This is a genomic window from Methylobacterium sp. E-045 (assembly GCF_022829685.1).
Lineage (GTDB): Bacteria > Pseudomonadota > Alphaproteobacteria > Rhizobiales > Beijerinckiaceae > Methylobacterium.
Genome location: NZ_JAKSYE010000085.1, coordinates 239,396 through 257,461, shown reverse-complemented (window position 1 = coordinate 257,461; position 18,066 = coordinate 239,396). Strand labels below are relative to the sequence as shown.

At 67.1% G+C, this 18,066-nt stretch carries 17 protein-coding genes and 1 tRNA gene; 9 read left to right on the top strand and 9 right to left on the bottom strand.

Annotated elements, in window-relative coordinates:
- The first annotated feature begins 143 nt into the window (after positions 1-143).
- The gene (locus MKK51_RS14830; RefSeq protein ID WP_243978360.1) at positions 144-1,064 is read left to right on the top strand and encodes a bestrophin family protein; all 921 of its coding nucleotides are present in this window, start codon (positions 144-146) and stop codon (positions 1,062-1,064) included.
- A gap of 22 nt (positions 1,065-1,086) precedes the next feature.
- Here the strand turns inward: MKK51_RS14830 and MKK51_RS14825 are convergent, their stop codons facing one another.
- Positions 1,087-2,232, bottom strand: a complete 1,146-nt coding sequence (locus tag MKK51_RS14825) for a type II asparaginase (protein ID WP_243978358.1) — start codon at positions 2,230-2,232, stop codon at positions 1,087-1,089.
- Positions 2,233-2,610: 378 nt separating this feature from the next.
- Here MKK51_RS14825 and MKK51_RS14820 point away from each other — a divergent pair, with 378 nt between their 5' ends.
- The 4 genes from MKK51_RS14820 to MKK51_RS14805 all read left to right on the top strand — a co-directional run bounded on the left by MKK51_RS14820 (position 2,611) and on the right by MKK51_RS14805 (position 5,061).
- Positions 2,611-3,078, top strand: coding sequence for a MarR family winged helix-turn-helix transcriptional regulator (locus tag MKK51_RS14820; protein WP_243978655.1), 468 nt, complete (start codon positions 2,611-2,613; stop codon positions 3,076-3,078).
- 409 nt (positions 3,079-3,487) lie between these two features.
- Positions 3,488-3,976, top strand: coding sequence for an NUDIX hydrolase (locus MKK51_RS14815; protein ID WP_243978357.1), 489 nt, complete (start codon positions 3,488-3,490; stop codon positions 3,974-3,976).
- Positions 3,977-4,035: 59 nt separating this feature from the next.
- Positions 4,036-4,110 (top strand) — tRNA-Thr (locus MKK51_RS14810).
- Between the two features lie 261 nt (positions 4,111-4,371).
- The gene (locus MKK51_RS14805) at positions 4,372-5,061 is read left to right on the top strand and encodes a hypothetical protein (RefSeq protein ID WP_243978355.1); all 690 of its coding nucleotides are present in this window, start codon (positions 4,372-4,374) and stop codon (positions 5,059-5,061) included.
- A gap of 175 nt (positions 5,062-5,236) precedes the next feature.
- Here MKK51_RS14805 and argB read toward each other — a convergent pair whose 3' ends face one another.
- A complete protein-coding gene (gene argB / locus MKK51_RS14800; RefSeq protein WP_018045323.1) occupies positions 5,237-6,148 on the bottom strand; it encodes an acetylglutamate kinase in 912 nt (303 codons plus the stop codon).
- Between the two features lie 228 nt (positions 6,149-6,376).
- Here argB and MKK51_RS14795 point away from each other — a divergent pair, with 228 nt between their 5' ends.
- On the top strand, positions 6,377-6,637 hold the full coding sequence (locus MKK51_RS14795; protein ID WP_243978353.1) for a hypothetical protein: 261 nt from the start codon (positions 6,377-6,379) through the stop codon (positions 6,635-6,637).
- 195 nt (positions 6,638-6,832) lie between these two features.
- Positions 6,833-7,108 carry a hypothetical protein gene (locus tag MKK51_RS14790; protein WP_243978351.1) on the top strand — a complete coding sequence of 92 codons (276 nt, stop codon included), beginning with the start codon at positions 6,833-6,835 and terminating at the stop codon, positions 7,106-7,108.
- A gap of 31 nt (positions 7,109-7,139) precedes the next feature.
- On the opposite strand, the gene MKK51_RS14785 is transcribed toward MKK51_RS14790, so the two are convergent.
- Positions 7,140-7,931, bottom strand: coding sequence for an MOSC domain-containing protein (locus tag MKK51_RS14785; RefSeq protein WP_243978349.1), 792 nt, complete (start codon positions 7,929-7,931; stop codon positions 7,140-7,142).
- Between the two features lie 202 nt (positions 7,932-8,133).
- Here MKK51_RS14785 and clpB point away from each other — a divergent pair, with 202 nt between their 5' ends.
- On the top strand, positions 8,134-10,764 hold the full coding sequence (gene clpB / locus MKK51_RS14780) for an ATP-dependent chaperone ClpB (RefSeq protein ID WP_243978340.1): 2,631 nt from the start codon (positions 8,134-8,136) through the stop codon (positions 10,762-10,764).
- Between the two features lie 98 nt (positions 10,765-10,862).
- Here clpB and MKK51_RS14775 read toward each other — a convergent pair whose 3' ends face one another.
- On the bottom strand, positions 10,863-11,219 hold the full coding sequence (locus MKK51_RS14775; RefSeq protein WP_243978339.1) for a hypothetical protein: 357 nt from the start codon (positions 11,217-11,219) through the stop codon (positions 10,863-10,865).
- Between the two features lie 188 nt (positions 11,220-11,407).
- Here MKK51_RS14775 and MKK51_RS14770 point away from each other — a divergent pair, with 188 nt between their 5' ends.
- Positions 11,408-12,889, top strand: a complete 1,482-nt coding sequence (locus MKK51_RS14770; RefSeq protein ID WP_243978337.1) for a short-chain fatty acid transporter — start codon at positions 11,408-11,410, stop codon at positions 12,887-12,889.
- Positions 12,890-14,076: 1,187 nt separating this feature from the next.
- On the opposite strand, the gene MKK51_RS14765 is transcribed toward MKK51_RS14770, so the two are convergent.
- The 5 genes from MKK51_RS14765 to rpmH all read right to left on the bottom strand — a co-directional run bounded on the left by MKK51_RS14765 (position 14,077) and on the right by rpmH (position 17,996).
- Entirely contained in the window at positions 14,077-14,490 is a 414-nt protein-coding gene (locus MKK51_RS14765; protein WP_243978335.1) for a DUF423 domain-containing protein, read from the bottom strand.
- On the bottom strand, positions 14,487-15,137 hold the full coding sequence (gene yihA / locus MKK51_RS14760; protein WP_243978333.1) for a ribosome biogenesis GTP-binding protein YihA/YsxC: 651 nt from the start codon (positions 15,135-15,137) through the stop codon (positions 14,487-14,489). The genes MKK51_RS14765 and yihA overlap by 4 nt, the downstream gene beginning before the upstream one ends.
- 190 nt (positions 15,138-15,327) lie before the next feature.
- Positions 15,328-17,172 (bottom strand): membrane protein insertase YidC, encoded by a 1,845-nt coding sequence (yidC, locus tag MKK51_RS14755; RefSeq protein WP_243978325.1) that lies wholly within the window; start codon positions 17,170-17,172, stop codon positions 15,328-15,330.
- Positions 17,165-17,809 carry a ribonuclease P protein component gene (rnpA, locus tag MKK51_RS14750; RefSeq protein WP_243978316.1) on the bottom strand — a complete coding sequence of 215 codons (645 nt, stop codon included), beginning with the start codon at positions 17,807-17,809 and terminating at the stop codon, positions 17,165-17,167. Before rnpA ends, yidC begins: the two co-directional genes overlap by 8 nt.
- Positions 17,810-17,861: 52 nt before the next feature.
- Complete coding sequence (gene rpmH / locus MKK51_RS14745) at positions 17,862-17,996, bottom strand: 50S ribosomal protein L34 (RefSeq protein ID WP_018045311.1); 135 nt, start codon at positions 17,994-17,996, stop codon at positions 17,862-17,864.
- Between the last annotated feature and the right edge of the window lie 70 nt (positions 17,997-18,066).

Sequence of the window (18,066 nt, the reverse complement as noted above, 5' to 3'; positions counted from 1 at the left end):
CCTCGCGAGACCGGGCACGCCTCGCCACCGATCGATGGTGTTCACGCGAGGTTGCCTTGCCATCGAACGACCCGGTGACGCAGGCTCAACCGGCCGGTCCTTTCCGCGGCCGTCGACACCTTCAACGGAACCTTGAACCCTCCATGATCGTCCGTTCGCGTCCCAACCTGATGGCCGTGCTCTTCACGCTTCAGGGCTCGATCCTGCCGAGAGTGGCGCTGAAGGTGAGCTTCATCACCGCGGCCGCTTTCGGGGTCGTCGCGGTGGAACGGGCTTGGCCCCATCCCTTTCCGATGAGTGCCGGAATCGGCCCCTTCACCCTGGTCGGTTTGGCGCTCTCCATCTTCCTGAGCTTCCGCAACGGGGCCTGCTACGACCGCTGGTGGGAAGCGCGCAAAGCCTGGGGAACGCTGATCCTCGAAGCGAGGGCCTTCGCCCGGCTTCTGGGCGCGCTTCTGCCCGAGGAAAGGCACGGCGAACTGCGAAGCCGCGCGCTGAAGCGCGTCATGGCCTTCGCCCAGGCCCTTCGCGCGCAGATGCGGCGCGAGGACGAGATGGCAGCCGCCTCACCCTGGCTGGCCGAGACGGAGGCCGCGCCCCTTCGTGGCCGCCCCAGCGTGGCCGACGCCGTACTCGTGCACCTCACGGCCGATCTCGGCCGGACGCAACGGGCGGGTGCCCTCACCGACATTCAATTCGGCCTGCTGGAGCAGAAAATTGCGGCCCTCGGTCAGGTCCAGATCGTGTGCGAGCGTATCCAGGGTACCCCGCTGCCCTTCGCCTACACTCTGCTCCTGTACCGCACGGCCTGGATCTACTGTCTGCTCCTGCCCTTCGGGCTCGCGGGCACCCTGGGCTGGGTGACGCCGCTCGTGACGGCCCTCGTCGCCTATACCTTCTTCGGCCTCGATGCCCTGGGGGACGAGCTGGAGGATCCGTTCGGCACCGAGCCCAACGACCTTCCCCTCGATGCCCTCGTCCGCGTGGTGGAGGGGATCGTCCTCGACGCCCTGGGTGAGCCCGCGCCGCCGCCTCTCACGCCGGAGGGCTTCGTCCTGCGCTGAGGCGGCGGTCGGGGCGATCCGCTCAATACTCCCAGAAGATCCGCTGAAGCTCCTTGGTGTCCTGAGTCTTCGTCAGGGCTATGGCTGCGAGGATCTTGGCCTTTTGCGGGTTGAGATCGTGGGCGACGACCCAATCGTACTTGTCGTCGGGCTGTTCGGCATTGCGCAGGACGAAGCCGTCACCGACGCGGGAGGAGCGGATGATCTGTACGCCCTTGCCGCGGATGTCCTTCAGGGTGTCGACGAGGTAGCCGGCCACCGAGCCGTTGCCGGTGCCGGCATGGATGATCGCCTTCGCGCCGCCGGCCACGGCGGAGGTGTAGGGCTCGGGGTGCATGTTGCCCGAGCCATAGACGATGGCGACCTCCGGCAGGGCATCGATGGAGTCGATGTCGAACTCGGAGGTGGTGCCGTGGCGCTTCACCGGCGCACGGAACCAGTAGGTCTTGCCCTCCACCACCATGCCGAGGGGGCCCCACTGGCTGAAGAACGCGGACGGCTTGATGTTCACGCGCTTGGTGGTATCGCGCCCGGCCTGGATCTCGTCGTTCATGGTGAGGAGCACGCCCTTGCCGCGGGAATCCTTCGCGCCGGCCACCACCACGGCGTCGAGGAGGTTCAGGGCGCCGTCGGCCGAGATCGCGGTGGACGGGCGCATGGAGGCGACCATGACGATGGGCTTGTCGGTCTTCACCACGAGGTCGAGGAAATAGGCGGTCTCCTCCACCGTGTCGGTCCCGTGGGTGATGACCACGCCATCGACGTCGTCGCGCTTGACCAGGGCCGAGACCTGCTTGGCGAGCTGGATCCATTGCGCGTTGGTGAAGCTCTCCGAAGCGATCTGGAACGCCTGCTCGCCGCGCACCTCGGCGACCTGGGCGATGGCGGGTACGGCAGCGATGAGCTTGTCCACCGGCACCTTGGCCGCCTGGTAGGTGGCGCTGTTGGCGGCATCGGCGCCGGCGCCGGCGATGGTGCCGCCGGTGGCGACGATGACGACGCGGGGCTTGGCCGCCACCGCCGGCGCCGTGGCCTCACCCGGTTTGGCCGGAGCCGGGCCTTCAAGCGCCGAACCCGAGATCGGTGCGAGCGGCAGGCCGAGGCCGAAGGCCAGGGCGATGGCCATCGGAAGAGCGCGGGGGCGGGAGGCTGAGGGGGCGAGCTGCATCGTGGTATCCTGTCGCGGGCCTGATCCCCTCATTGTGGCCGCTCCCTCCGCCGAGGCACAGGCCAAAAAGGGGGCGGTCACAGGCTGTTCGCGTATCAATCCGCCCCGTTCGTCAGAGGGGCCGGCGGGCGCGGGCGGGTATCGACGCGAAACTCACGCGATCGTGCGGCATCCCGTCCCTGGCCGGCATGGGGCATGGACCCGGTCCTTGGTCCGGTAAATGCTTGCAATCGGAGCGAAATAACGAGACTTTCGGAGGGTGGGCACCCTTCGTTCGGCGCGCGTCCGATGTCCCGGGCGCGGAGCCGGGTGCGAGGAACCGATGTCGCCGCTCGTGCGTCGTGCCGGCCGGATCTGGGGATCGATCGCGTGGTGTATATGGTCGACGCTCCGGAGCAGCAGGTGAGTTCCACCACGGACCCGCTGCTGCTCGACAATCAGCTCTGCTACGCACTTTACGCCGCCGCTCACCGGATCACCCGGTCGTACCGCCCCATGCTGGAGCGGATGGGACTGACCTATCCGCAATATCTGGTTCTCCTCGTCCTGTGGGAGACCGATGGTGTGACGGTGTCGGATATCGGCCGCCGTCTGAGGCTCGATTCCGGCACGCTGACGCCGGTTCTGAAGCGGTTGGAGACGGCCGGTTTCCTGGTCCGCAACCGACGGCGCAGTGACGAGCGCGAGGTGGAGATCCAGTTGACCCAACAGGGGCGCGACCTTCGCGCCGAGGCCCGACTCGTGCGGGAATCCGTGATGTGCCAGCTCAACATGTCGGAGCCGGAGGTCCAGGCCATGCGCGCCGACCTCAATGCCCTGATCGAGAACCTCAGCGCCGCCGGCTGAACCCGTCCCTGCATGGCCGTACCGGGGATGACCCCGCCGATGCCGGTCGTGTTCGGGGTGTCACGCGCGCGTCGTAGGCACGGAGGGGCTCTGCGCCGGCGAGGTGCGACGCTGGTTTAGTTTGCCGGGTAAATTTCGCCTTGAGGGCGATCTTCATTTTCCGGTAAAGCCAATCCGTGTCCGACACGTCGAAGACCGTCTCGGCTGGTCTATCATTTCCATCCTCGCGTGCCCGTCCTCGCGTGACCGACAAGGGGCGTCCGATGATCTGCAGTTCGATGGTCCTCGTATCGATCGCACACGCGATGAAACCGCTCGTCTCGTTGCGGATGCCTAAGGGGCCCCGTCTCGAACCTCACTCTCGGCCTCGGCCCGTCGAACCCGGACGGCGGCGGGGCGTTCACCTGCCATGAGTTCAGTCCAGTTGGAGAGTGAGACGGAGCCTCGACGCCAGGTCGGTGCCCTGCCGTTCCGGCGCCTGCCGGATGGCGGGTTCAAGATCCTCCTGATCACGTCGCGCGAAAGCCGCCGGTGGGTGATCCCGAAGGGCTGGCCGATGAAGGGGCGCAAGCCCTTCGAGGCCGCTGCCCGGGAAGCCTATGAGGAGGCCGGTCTCCTGGGCGAGATCGGCAAGAGGCCGCTCGGATTCTACCTCTACGAGAAGCGCCTGAAGAGCCGCGACTTCGTCCTCTGCCAGGTCAAGGTGTTCCCCCTCGAGGTGCGCAAGCAGCTCAAGCACTGGCCGGAGCGGAACGAGCGCGAGGATCGCTGGTTCTCACCGTCCGACGCGGCGGAAGCGGTGGCCGAATCCGGTCTGGCCGGCATCATTCGAGCGGCCTGCAAGAGGGAGACCGGGCTGCTCGTTTCAAACGGATTGCTCAAAGGTGGCGAGAAGTGATTGCCAAGCCGCTTTTGATCCGCTAACTCCCCGCTCGTCCCGACACGTCGCGACGATCGGCTGCTGTAGCTCAGTGGTAGAGCACCTCATTGGTAATGAGGAGGTCGACAGTTCAATCCTGTCCAGCAGCACCATTTTCCCTGACCAGATCGTCGATTTATCTGATGGCGTCCCGGTGTCTGCGGGACATGTCCGTCGATCTGCTCGGACGAGGCTCGACATCCGGCAATCCTCCGCATTCTGAATGAACGGCATCGCAGTGAGGCGGATGTGGCGGCGGCGTCGCCTTGACCCTGTCGCGGCCGAGGCGATAGGGCTACGCCCCGTCGCGGAGGCAGACCTGCGAAGGCCCGCACGCTGGGCGCAGGAGACCTCGGCGGTGCCGGTTTTCCGACGTGGCGGCTCCGGACACGGAAGCGGCGGCGCGAACGGTCGAGGAAGCGATCTGCGGCACGGCGCCCCGGATCGATCGAGAGGGTTTCATCGTGAGCTTTGAGCCGGACCATAAGGCATTGGCGATTCCCGGCCCCGATGTTTCCGACGAGCGACCTTCGGCCGACTCGGAGTCCATCATCGCCGCCCTGGAGAAGGCGGCCATCGCAGCCTCCGAATCCCCGCCGTCCCGCAAGATGGTGGATATGGCCAAGCGTCTCGTCGTCGAACTGCGAACGGCCTGCCGGGGTAGACCGGATGCCAAGCCGATGATCCTCCGCGGCCGTGCCGCCTTCAAGCGGGTTCAGGATGCGTACCGGCCCGATGTGGCGGACGTGACCGAAGATGCGGTACCGACCGAGCGCCGCGCCGCAAAGGCCGAGGCGGCGCGTCGTCGCCTGGCCGAGCGCGAGGAGATGTTCGCCCAGAATGCCGAGCGCATGCGCAAGATCGTGGGGGCGCTGGAGGCCGCCTCGAAGACCGAGGATCCCGCCCGCTTCACGGTCCAGGCCGGTCTGTGCCACCAGATCTGGGACGAGATCGGTCCCGCGGGCCCGGGAGGGCCGGCTTTGATCAGGGCCTATCGCAAGGCGACGGCGGTGTTCTGGGCCAAGGCCGGCGTGCCGGCCCCCGGGCGGGCCGAAGAATCCTGACGTCTTCCGGTCCCGGCCGGTCCCGATGTGGCCGTGCCCCGGGAGGTGGACGATCCATCCCGGGGCTTGATGGCTCGAGCGCTCTCCGCCGAAGTGGATGCCGGTTCGGCGAAAAAGAGTGCGATAAAACAAAGATCTAGAGGTGTGCCCCGACCCAACGTGGTCGGGCGCAGCTCTAAGTCCTGCGGATCAGCGTGCCCGCGCCATGGTCGGTGAAGAGTTCCAGCAGCACCGCGTGGCTGACCTTGCCGTCGAGGATGACCACCGCCTCGACACCCTGCTCGAGCGCGTAGATGCAGGTCTCGATTTTCGGGATCATCCCGCCCGTGATGGTGCCGTCGGCGATGAGGCGGCGGCAATCCTCCAGGGTCAGGTCGGTGATCAGCTTCTTGTCCTTGTCCAGCACGCCCGGCACGTCGGTGAGGAGCAGCAGGCGCTTGGCCCGCAATGCACCGGCGATGGCTCCGGCGAAGGTGTCGGCATTGACGTTGTAGGTCTGCCCATCGGCGCCGAAGGCGACCGGGGCGAGAACCGGGATCAGCTCGGCCTTCAGCACCGCGTCGAGGACGCCGCGTTCAACGTGCTCTGGCTCGCCCACGAGGCCGAGATCGATCTCCTGTTCGGTCTGGCTCTCCGGGTCGAGCACGGTGCGCGTCGCCTTGCGGGCGCGGACCATGTTGCCGTCCTTGCCGCACAGGCCGATGGCGCGGCCGCCCTCGGCCGAGATCCAGCCGACGATCTGCTTGTTGATCGAGCCGGCGAGCACCATCTCGACCACCTCCACGGTGGCCTCGTCGGTGACGCGCAGGCCGCCGCGGAACTCGGATTCAATGCCGAGCCGGCCGAGCATGCGCCCGATCTGCGGGCCGCCGCCATGGACGACGATGGGTTTCAGGCCGGATTGCTCGAGGAGGACGATGTCCTCGGCGAAATCCTCCGCCGCCGCGCGGTCTCCCATGGCATGGCCGCCATACTTGATGACCACGATCTCCTGGTCGTAGCGCTGCATGTGCGGGAGCGCCTGGACCAGGACTTCAGCGCGCACATGCACGTTCGGGAGGGCGTCTTTTGCCAGAGATTCTTTCATCGTGAGGCACTGTCCTCGCTACGGCGCCGGATCGGTATGCGCGACGACGCGCTTCTAGCGCAGCGATGTCGCACTGCGAAGCGCCATAGCCGCCAAAGCTCGGAAAAATGGTCACGTCGTGAAGGACGAGTCAGTTGCGAGAGCGGCCGGATCGAGGGGGGCAAGCATAACCAAGCGTTAACCATGTCCTGTGATCCTTTGGGGGGATTGTACAGGATGCTTCCTCCGATGCTTGACGTGGATTCCACCGTCGCTCGTCCGACGCTTACCGGTCTTCAGGGACTCGCCGCGGCGCTCGCCCGAATCAGGAAGGACACCGCCTCTCCCGCAGAGGTCTGGCGCAGACTGACCGACAGCTACGTCGTCGATCTCGATGCCGTCGCCAGCATCCTGCCCCGCGCCGAGCCGGAGCCGGCCTGGCTCACGCCGAGCACCGGACACCGCCCGGCGTCCCGACTGCGAGTTGGAATTCCCTCCTTCGTCAGGTGAGTCAAAAAGACCGACCCCAGCCATGTGCGCCATGCGGGCCGGGGCAAGGTTCAGGCGGACGCCGGCTTGGCATCCGTCATGCTAGAGCAAGTCCAAAGAGAAACGACGGGGAACGCTCAGGCAACAATCACGCGGCCGCTCGACGCCTGAGCAACACCGCGGACCTTATTCGCCGAACCGAAAAAGGGGTCCGTCATGTCCGAATTGTTAGCCGTCGCCCTGGTTTGCTCCAGCATGATCGCGGCGCAGGATTGCTCCCGCATCACCGCCCTCGACGTCATCGTGTCGCCCGCACACACGCCGATGGAGTGCATGATCCACGGCCAGACCATGGCCGCCTCCACCTGGAGTGCCGACGGCGAGAAGCGCTACGTCAAGGTGACCTGCGAGCGGCGCCAAGCCGATTTTCGCGGCCTGCGCCGGGCGGGCTACGCTGCCGCCATCGTCCTCGTTCCGCGTCACGCGATCTGAGCGAGTCCGCCAGCGGGCATGCGACGGGGCCTCACGCCTCGACCCGGAGCGTTTCGCCCCGTTCGAGGCGGCCGCCATGGAGCACCTCCGCGTAGACCCCGCAATCGGTATGGCCGAGCCGCATGGAGAGCGTGCGGGGGATCGCGAGGTCACGGATGCCGGTCGCCGGATCGACATTCGTGGCCGCGCAGCGCTCCGTCCGCTTGGAGACCCGCAGCCGCACGCCGCCCCCCGTAGCAAGGACGCGCCCGACGAGGTCGAGTTCGGCGAAGGGAGCGAGGCCGCTGAGGTGAAGGTTCGCGCGGAAGCGCAACGGATCGACGGCCGCGCCCACCATGTCCTCGGTCGCTGCGACACTGGCGAGGTTGAGGAGCGAGACGAAGCCTCGCGCTGAATCGGTGAAGCGGAAACCGTCCGGTGCGTTGAGCAGCCTCGGCGGCCCGCGCAGGGCATCCGCGAATTCGGCCTGAAAGAACGCTTCCACCGCCGCGCGCCCCTCCGGGGTCGAGATATCGGCCTCGACGGCGATGCCGTCCCCCCTGCGGATCGTCAGCACCGATGTTTCCCCATCGTAGCGGGTGCCGAGCCGGGCCAGGGCCTCATTGCGCATGAGCATCAGGAACTTGATCTTGGGCTGATGCTTCGGCGCCGCCGGATCGAAGCCGGACGGTCCGTTCTCGATGGCGAACAGCCGGTCGCCCGGAAAATAACCGCCCGCTTCCAGTGTCGCGCCTTCCAGCCTCTCGGGGGAGAGCCCCTTCACGGGGTAGCGGTGGAGCGCTTCGAGGTGCAGCTCGGGGAGGCTCTTCGGGGTCGCGGTCATGCCGTCAGCCTCGCCCGAACTCATCGTCGCACGCAAGTCCGTGATCGGGGCTTGTGGTGCTCATTTGCAACACTACATCGTGAGCAATCGGCGACCATCGCGGTGCCGAGGCTTCCCGGACCATCCGGTCGGGGAGCGACGTCTCGACGGGGCCGTGCCGCTTGGCGGGCGGTGGATCGTCGGTACGGGGGAGAGGAAAGACATGAATTTCGAGATCTATACCGAACGCGCCCGCGGCTTCGTCCAGGCCGCGCAATCCCTGGCCCTTCGCGAAGGCCATCCGCAACTGCAGCCGGGTCACCTCCTGAAGGTGCTCCTCGACGACCCAGAGGGCCTCTGCGCCGGTCTCATCGACCGGGCGGGAGGACAGTCCCGCGTGGCCTTGGCTCAAGTCGAGCAATGGCTGGCCAAGCAGCCCAAAGTGTCCGGCAACTCGGCGCAGCCCCAGGCGACGCGCGAACTCGTGCGCCTGTTCGACACCGCCGAGAAGGCCGCCCAGAAGGCGGGCGATTCCTACGTCACCGTGGAGCGCCTGCTCCTCGCCCTCGCTGTCGAGAAGGACACCGAATCCGGCCGTGCCCTCGCCGCCGCCGGCGTGACGGCCGCGTCGCTGAACGCCGCCATCAACGCGCTCCGCAAGGGTCGCACCGCCGACAACGCGACGGCCGAGAACGCCTACGACGCCCTGAAGAAATATGCCCGCGACCTCACCGAGGCCGCCCGCGAGGGCAAGCTCGACCCGGTGATCGGCCGCGACGAGGAGATCCGCCGCACGATCCAGGTTCTGTCCCGGCGCACCAAGAACAACCCGGTGCTCATCGGCGAGCCGGGCGTGGGCAAGACCGCCATCGTCGAGGGCCTCGCCCTGCGCATCGTCGACGGCGACGTGCCCGAGAGCCTGAAGGACAAGAGCCTGCTCGCCCTCGACATGGGATCCCTCATCGCAGGAGCCAAATACCGCGGAGAATTCGAGGAGCGTCTGAAGGGGGTGTTGTCCGAGGTGACAGCGGCGGCCGGCGGCATCATCCTGTTCATCGACGAGATGCACACCCTCGTCGGCGCGGGCAAGGCGGACGGCGCCATGGACGCCTCGAACCTGCTCAAGCCCGCCCTGGCGCGTGGCGAACTGCACTGCGTCGGCGCGACCACGCTCGACGAGTACCGCAAGCACGTGGAGAAGGACGCGGCCCTGGCGCGGCGCTTCCAGCCCGTCTTCGTGTCCGAGCCCACCGTGGAGGATACGGTCTCGATCCTGCGCGGCATCAAGGAGAAGTACGAGCAGCACCACGGCGTGCGCATCCAGGACGCCGCCCTGGTGGCGGCCGCGACCCTGTCGAACCGGTACATCACCGACCGCTTCCTGCCGGACAAGGCGATCGACCTCATGGACGAGGCCGGATCCCGCCTTCGCATGCAGGTGGATTCGAAGCCGGAAGAGCTCGACAACATCGACCGTGAGGTTGTCCGCCTCAAGATCGAGGGCGAAGCGCTCAAGAAGGAGACCGATTCCGCCTCCCGCGACCGTCTCGTACGGCTGGAGAAGGAACTGGCCGATCTCGAAGAGCAATCGGCCGCGATCACGTCGCGTTGGAAGGCCGAGAAGGACAAGCTCGGCGCCGCTGCCGATCTCAAGAAGAAGCTCGATGAGGCGCGGACGGAACTCGCCAACGCCCAGCGCCAGGGCCAGTACCAGCGCGCAGGCGAGCTTGCCTACGGCGTGATCCCCGGCCTGGAGAAGCAGCTCGCCGAGATCGAGGCGGCGGCCGAATCCGCCGTCGCCCGTGACGGCATGGTGGAGGAGGCGGTGACGCCGGCCCATATCGCGGGCGTCGTCTCGCGCTGGACCGGCGTGCCCGTGGACAAGATGCTGGAGGGCGAGCGCGAGAAGCTCTTGGCCATGGAAGCGGAACTCGGGCGGCGTGTCGTCGGCCAGCGCGAAGCGGTGGAAGCGGTGGCCACCGCCGTGCGGCGCTCCCGCGCCGGTCTTCAGGATCCGAACCGGCCGATTGGCTCGTTCATGTTCCTCGGGCCGACGGGCGTCGGCAAGACCGAGCTGACGAAGGCGCTCGCCGGGTTCCTCTTCGACGACGACACCGCCCTCGTGCGGATCGACATGTCGGAATACATGGAGAAGCATTCGGTGGCCCGGCTCATCGGCGCGCCTCCGGGCTATGTCGGCTACGAGGAGGGCGGAGCGCTCACGGAAGCCGTGCGGCGGCGGCCGTATCAGGTCGTGCTGTTCGACGAGATCGAGAAGGCGCATCCGGACGTGTTCAACGTCCTGCTGCAGGTTCTCGACGACGGGCGGCTCACGGACGGACAGGGCCGGACGGTGGACTTCCGCAACACGCTCCTGATCATGACCTCGAACCTCGGGTCTGAATATCTCGTGGCGCAGACGGAAGGGCAGGAGACGGACGAGGTCCGCGACGAGGTGATGGGCGTGGTCCGCCATCACTTCCGGCCGGAATTCCTCAACCGGATCGACGAGATCATCCTGTTCCACCGTCTCCGGCGGTCGGAGATGGGGGCGATCGTCGATATCCAGCTCGAGCGGCTGCAGACCCTCCTCGACGAGCGCAAGATCGCCCTCGACGTGGAGCCCGAGGCCCGCGACTGGCTCGCCGACAAGGGCTACGACCCGGCCTACGGGGCGCGCCCCCTGAAGCGCGTGATCCAGAAGGCGGTGCAGGACCGGTTGGCCGAGCAGCTCCTCGCGGGGCGCATCCATGACGGCGAGGCCGTGCCGGTCCGGCTCGGCCCGTCCGGTCTGATGATCGGCGACGATCCCGGCGTGCCGGAGCGCCGTCCGGCAAGCGTCACGCTGAACTGACGCGCGTCCGTCTCACGGCCTCGGCGGGTTCGTCCCGCCGGGGCCGGCGATCGTCTGCGAAGAAACGACTGCCTTCGAGCCGCGGAGCGAGGCGCCGATCAGCGACCCGAGCCGCGTAGCGCCATCTTCACCCGCTGTTCGAGCAGGTTCCACCGCGCCGACAGCCCGCTCGCCACGCAGCCTCCGTAGGTCTGACCCACGAAGAAGCCCTGCGCAGCCTGGCTTCGGCAATCGAGCGCGGGTGGCACTGCCAGGACGATGAAGACGGCGCCGGCAATCGCCGCGAGACTGGCGAGGATGCCGAACAGCCAGGCTAGTGGCGAGACGTAAGCCTTCCTCCCACTGTCATCGCGGTCGGACCCCGGACCATCGGTGAAATCACGGGTCATCGCATCCGCATGGGGGCGGCGGTCGCGGATCATCTCCAGGGGGGATTTACTCGCCGGCTTCGTCACACGTCATCTTCCCGAAGGGTCGTCGATGCCATCTGAACGTGCAGAGTTGAAGGAAGATTGAAGGGGGCTCGTATTCGTCGCCTTTGCTTGGTGACAAGCCAAAATGCCGGGCTTGAGCGCGCCCCATGTTTGGGCAACATGCGGGGTATCGGCCTGGTGGACCAGGCCGCAGAGCGGCGGGATCTCAGATGTCGGCACCGAAACCAGACTCCCGCGAGCCGATACCGCTCAAGTCGGAGAACGGCCGTCCCGCACATGCGGGCGCCACCGACGGGACCCTGTCGCGGCTCGGCATCCGCTTCACCGTCTGGGCCGAGCGCTGGTTTCCCGACGCCTTCATCTTCGTCGCCATCGCGGTGGTGATCGTGGCGCTGGGTGCGCTGGCCAACGGCGCTCCCGCGATGACCGTGGCCAAGAGCTTCGGCGACGGGTTCTGGAGCCTGATCCCCTTCACCATGCAGATGGCCTTCGTCACCATCGGCGGCTACGTGGTGGCGACGGCGCCGCCGGTGCAGCGGCTGATCGACCGGCTCGCCCTTGTGCCGAAGACCGGGCGCGGCGCGGTGGGCTTCGTGGCGGCGGCGACGATGCTGTCGTCATTCCTGAGCTGGGGCCTCAGCCTGATCTTCGGCGGCCTCCTCGCCCGCGCTCTCGCCCGGCGCACCGAACTGCGCATGGATTACCGCGCCGCGGGGGCCGCCGCCTATCTCGGCCTCGGCGCCACCTGGGCCATGGGCCTCAGCTCATCCGCCGCGCAATTGCAGGCGAATCCCAAGAGCCTGCCGCCGAGCCTCCTGCCGATCACCGGCGTGATCCCGTTCAGCGAGACGATCTTCCTGTGGCAGTCGATGCTGATCGCCCTGATCCTCTTCGTGATCTCGATCATCATCGCCTATGTCTCCGCGCCCCAGCCCGCCACCGCCGTGACGGCCGACGATCTCGGCCTCGACGTCTCGCGCGACACGCCGGATCGGTCCCGGCCGCAGCAGCCCTCGGAATGGCTCGAACATTCGCCGATCCTGACCCTGCTCCTCGTCGTGATCGCCGGCGGCTGGCTTTACCAGGAGTTCGCACGTCAATCCTGGATCACCGCGATCTCCAACTTGAACACCTACAACCTGCTGTTCCTCAGCCTCGGATTGCTGCTGCATTGGCGGCCGAGGAACTTCCTCGCCTCCGTGGCCAAGGCGGTGCCGGCAACAGCCGGTGTGCTGATCCAGTTCCCGCTCTACGCGGCGATCAGCGCCATGCTCACCACCGCCAAGAACGCGGGAGGCACCTCGGTCTCGGACGTGATCACCCACGCTTTCGTGGCGCTGAACACCACGGGCAGCTTCCCGATCTCCATGGGCGTCTACTCGGCGGTGCTCGGCTTCTTCGTGCCCTCGGGGGGCGGCAAGTGGCTGCTGGAAGCGCCCTACGTCATGCAGGCGGCCAACGAGCTGCAGGTCCATCTCGGCTGGGCGGTGATGATCTACAACGCCGCCGAGGCGCTGCCGAACCTGATCAATCCGTTCTGGATGCTGCCCCTCCTCGGCATCCTCGGGTTGAAAGCCCGCGACATCGTGGGGTTCAGCTTCCTGCAGCTCATCATCCACCTGCCGGTCGTGCTGTTCCTGCTCTGGGCGCTGGCCTTCACGCTCACCTATCACCCGCCGGTGATGCCGTAGCGAAGTTCGTCGAGGACGGGTTTCAGGGGCGACCCTGCGGCGGGCGGCCATGACGATCACGCCGGCATCGGCGAGGCCACGGGCCTCGTCGGCGGCCGAGGCCACGAGCGAGAAGCTGACGGGCCGCAGCGGACCTCCGTCATGCCCGGTTTCGCCCTCGGACCAGAAGCTGACGGATACCGGCGTGAACGCATCCGCCACCCCGCTCGTCGTCAGGCCCTCGGCGCGGGCACGCGCATCGACGCGCTGCAGGAAGCCCTCGCTGCGCACGCCGAGATGTCTTGGCCAGGCGTCGGGCTCGGCCTGCCAGACCGTATGGATGAGGCAGTGTCGGCCGTTCCCATCCTGGCCCCAGGATGCGACGTAGCGCGGCGATAGCAACTCCACCGCCTTGTCGCGATCCGGTGCACGGCGCGGAATGGTGTCGATCGCCACGCGCGAAGCGGGCTGCGTCGCAAGCCCTCGGAACGGCGTGCGGCCATGGCGGATGTAGCCGAGGCAATCCTCGAAGATGATCCGCATGACCAGCGGCTCGTTCTCCTCGATCTGCATGGCGCGGACGGGAAAGGTCGCGAGGCAGGCGGCGACGAGAATCCCGGGTTTGAGCAAATGATTCTCCCTTCGGCACGTGGGGGGAGCGTACACCATCGTCCCGGCAGGCCGAGAGCCATCTGCCGGAAGGGCGGCCCGGGACCAGGGCGGCGGCGATGAGGGTGATCGGGATCTTAGGGGAGCGCGTCGTCCCCATCCGTTCGGATGCCCCGTCCCCGCGGCGGCGCACTCAATATGACCCACACCATCAGTTGCTGATCATGGGTCTTCGGGCTGGTGCACCGAGATTTGGCGTCCCTCTGACCGGCGATACGCCCTGCGGTGGGATGATTTCGTCCGTCCCCACGTCAGGCGAACACCTCACGGCGGAGGATGAGGTTTTCGCGGGACCGGTAACGATCGACTGACCGGCGGCGCGGGCCGCGATACCTTCGTGTTCGATCGCCTCACGGGCAAGGACGTCATCACCGACTTCAGCCCCGGATCAGGCTCGCCCGACGTCATCCGCCTGGAAAGGGATGTACTGGGCTCCTTCGCTGCCGTGGTCGATCACGCCGAGGACACAAGCGCCGGTGTCGTCATCCACGACGACACGGGCAGCGTCCGGCTCGCCGGTCTTACGTCCCGAAACCTGCTTAGGACCGGATGGCAGGGGTTTGCTGGTCGGGTGGTCCCTGTCGAGCCCCCGGCGGAACGACGGCCGCGAGCCCGGCCAGCAGCCACCCGGCCATCAGGACCATGCCGCCGGTCGGTGCGGCCATCGGGAAGAGCGGAATACCCCGCAGGGCGCGCAAGGACAGATCGCCGGAGAAGAGAGCGAGCCCGATCACCAGCGCGGCGGCGGCGATGCGCGTCGTGAGGCGGTGAGTGATCCCGGTGGCGGTGAGGGCCACGAGTGCGATGATGGCGGGGGCGTGGAACAGCAGGAACTGCGCCGCCGTCTTCAGGCTGTCGGCGCCCGGGATATGGGCCGCCGCCGCGCTCGCGGCGACGCCCAGCAGGCCGGCGAGAGCCCCGAGGGCGAGGAGGGCACGGTCGAGGCCCGTCATGCGCCGCGCTCGGACAGGAGGCGGGCGACGCTGGCCCGCAGTTCCGGCACGCCGCGATCGTCGCGGCTCGATGTGAGCAGGATCTCCGGGTAGGCCGCCGGTCGCTTGGCGATGGCGGACCGGATGCCGGCGATGCGCGCCTCGATCTCGGCCTTCTTCAGGGCATCGCCCTTGGTCAGGACGATCTGGTAGCTCACGGCGGCCTTGTCGAGCCCGTCGAGCACGTCGGTATCGATGCTCTTCAGTCCGTGGCGGGAATCGATCAGCATGAAGACGCGGGCGAGGTTGGCGCGGCCCTTGAGGTAATCGTGGATCAGGTCGGTCCAGGCCTCGACCTTAGTCTTCTCCACGGCGGCGTAGCCGTAGCCGGGCATGTCCACCAGGGTCAGGCGGCCGCCGATATCGAAGAAGTTGAGCTGCTGCGTCCGCCCCGGCGTGTGGGAGGTCCGCGCCAGGGTGTTGCGGCCCGTGAGCGCGTTGACGAGGCTCGACTTGCCGACATTGGAGCGGCCGGCGAAGGCGATCTCGACGCCTTTCATCGGCGGCAGGGCGGCGACGGTGGGGGCAGAGGACAGGAAGTCGGCCACCCCGGCAAACAGCAGGCGGCCGGATTCGAGGAGGGCCGCGTCGGCTTCGGGTTGGGACATGGTGCGGCTCCGGCGGCAGGCTCTGGTCGGGGCGTCCCACCTCATCACCTCGTCCTGAGGTGCCTTCGTGAAACGAAGGCCTCGAAGGAGGCCTCCGAGCCCTGTGCGGGGTCTGGAAACCTCCTTCGAGGCCGCTGTGCGGCACCTCAGGATGAGGGAATCGGCAGGAATTCGCCCGAGAACGGACGGCTCAGCTCTTGGCCGGCGCGTTCTTGCCGGCGGGCTTCTTCTTGAACATCCCGCCGAGGTTGTCCCACAACTCCACCTTCACGCCGTTGCGGCGCATGATGACGTATTGCTGGATCACCGAGAGGGTGTTGTTCCAGGCCCAGTAGATCACGAGGCCGGCCGGGAACGAGCCGAGCATGAAGGTGAACACGATGGGCATGAAGGTGAAGATCTGCGCCTGGACCGGGTCCGGCGGCGCGGGATTCATCTTCATCTGGATGAACATCGTGATGCCCATCACGATCGGCCAGATGCCGAGATGGATGAAGTCCGGTGCCGCGAAGGGCAGCAGGCCGAACAGGTTCAGGATATTGGTCGGATCGGGAGCGGCGAGATCCTGGATCCAGCCGAAGAACGGCGCGTGTCGCATCTCGATGGTGATGAACAGGACCTTGTAGAGCGCGAAGAAGACCGGGATCTGAATCAGGACCGGCCAGCAGCCAGCGACCGGGTTGATCTTCTCCTTCTTGTACAGCTCCATCATCGCCTGCTGCTGTTTCATCTTGTCGTCGCCGTAGCGCTCGCGGATCGAGGCCATCTCCGGCTGCACGGCCTTCATTTTGGCCATGGACTGGTACGACTTGTTGGCGATCGGCAGGAACAGCAGCTTGAGGCAGAAGGTCACCACCAGGATCGACACGCCGAAATTGCCGAACAGGTGGAAGAAGAAGTCCAGCGCCCGGAACATCGGCTTGGTGATGAAGTGGAACCAGCCCCAGTCGATCATCAGATCGAACTGCTTAATGCCGAGATCCTTCTGGTAGTTGTTGATCGTGTTGACTTCCTTGGCGCCGGCGAAGAGCTGCTGGGTCGCGGTCACGGTGGCCCCCGGCGCGACGTTGCGGCCGTCGCCGCGCACGCTGGCCTGGTAGACCTTGGTGGCGCCGTCGGTGCGCTCGGTGAAGCTGCCGGTATAGGGCGTGGCCTGGTCGGGGATGGTAGCCGCCGCCCAGTACTTGTCGGTGATGCCGACGAAGCCGCCGGTCACGTTCGCCCAGGCCTTGCCCTTGGTGGCGGCATTGCCGAGCACCGGCTCCTTGGCGACGTGGTCGTAGGTGTATTCCTGCAGGCCGTCGGCGCCGAGCACGCCGATCATGCCCTCGTGAAGGACATAATAGCCCTGCGTCGTCGGCTTGCCCCAGCGCGAGACGAGCCCATAGGGGTAGAGGGTGACGGCATTGGCGCCTTTGTTCTCGACCTCGTCGCGGACCGTGAACATGAACTTGTCGTCGACCGCGATGACGCGGCGGAACAGCAGACCGGCGCCGTTGTCGTATGACAGCGTCAGGGGCTTGGCCGGCGTCAGCACGGTCTCGTCGGCGGTCCACACCGTGTCACCGGTGGGAAGGGGGCCGGCATTCTGCCCGACCCAGCCGAACTCGGCATAGTACGGGTTGGCGCTGCCGGTGGGCGAGAGCAGCACAATGCGCGGACTCTTGTCGTCCACGGTCTCGTGGTAGCCCTTGAGCGAGACGTCGTCGACGCGACCGCCCTTTAGAGCGATCGAACCGGCGAGCGCCGGGGTGTCGATGGTGACGCGCGGCGAGCGGGCAAGCGCCGCCTCGCGGCTTTCCGCCGGCGTCTGCGCATTGGGCAGGGTGCCCGGCACGGGTGCCGACGGACCGCCTTCCGCCGGGCTCGCCGAGGGGGCGGCGGTGGGGTTGGCCGCCTGCTGCGCCGCCTTGCTCTGAAGTGCGGCCTGACGCTGCTCCTCCACGCGCGGGGCGGCGATGAAATAGTTCCAACCGAGCAGGACCGCCAGCGACAAGGCGATCGCGACGATCATGTTCGTCTTGTCATTACCCATCGAGAGATCCGTCGCGTGTGTTCGGAGGAGGGGAGGGAAGGCAAGCGTCGCCCGAGGCGGAGGGCATCGTCGCCGCCTCGTTTCGCGCGGGCGAATGCGCCGGCGTCAGGGCGGCTGATGCAAATGTGGAGGATGTGTTCCCGTCGGCGCCCGAGACGGGCTTGCCCGGATTTGGCTTGCCGGATCTGCGCCGTCCCCGCGAGGAAGGGCGTGATTCGCCACCCTTCGTACCGCCGGGCTTGACCACCGCGCCGACGGAGCGGCGCAGATCGGCGATCAGCGTCTCGAACGGGGCATGGAGGGCAGGGCGTCTCGCCACCAGGACGACGTCCGCCGATGCATCAGGAAGATCCACGGACGCCCGGGCCACCGCATCGCGCAGCCGCCGGCGAATCCGATTGCGCTCGGTGGCATGCCCGACACGCTTCGTGATCGTGAAGCCGATTCGCAGCCCTTCGATCGGCGCGATATCGGCGGCAGGTGCTCCGGACGCCGCGTCTCGCAGCCGTCCTTGGGCACTCATGAGCTCAGTATGAAACCGCCGCCCCCCCGCGGCAGCGAGGAAGTCCGGTCGCCGCTTGAGCCGTCCGATCGTCGACACTGCCGGTTCGATCCTGCGGCCTAGGGGCGAGGTCATGGTCTGAGCGAGGCTGGCCTCGGCGTTCCGTGCCGCCGAAGGCACGGATGCCTTAGGCCGAGAGCTTCTTGCGGCCGTGCGAGCGACGGGCTGCGATGACCTTGCGGCCGCCGGCCGTGGCCATGCGAGCACGGAAACCGTGGCGACGCTTACGCACGAGCTTGCTGGGCTGATAAGTTCTCTTCATGGCGCGATCTCCGATGGCCGAGGATCGATCCGGCTGGCTGCAGGAGCCCCACCGACATCTTCACTCGCCC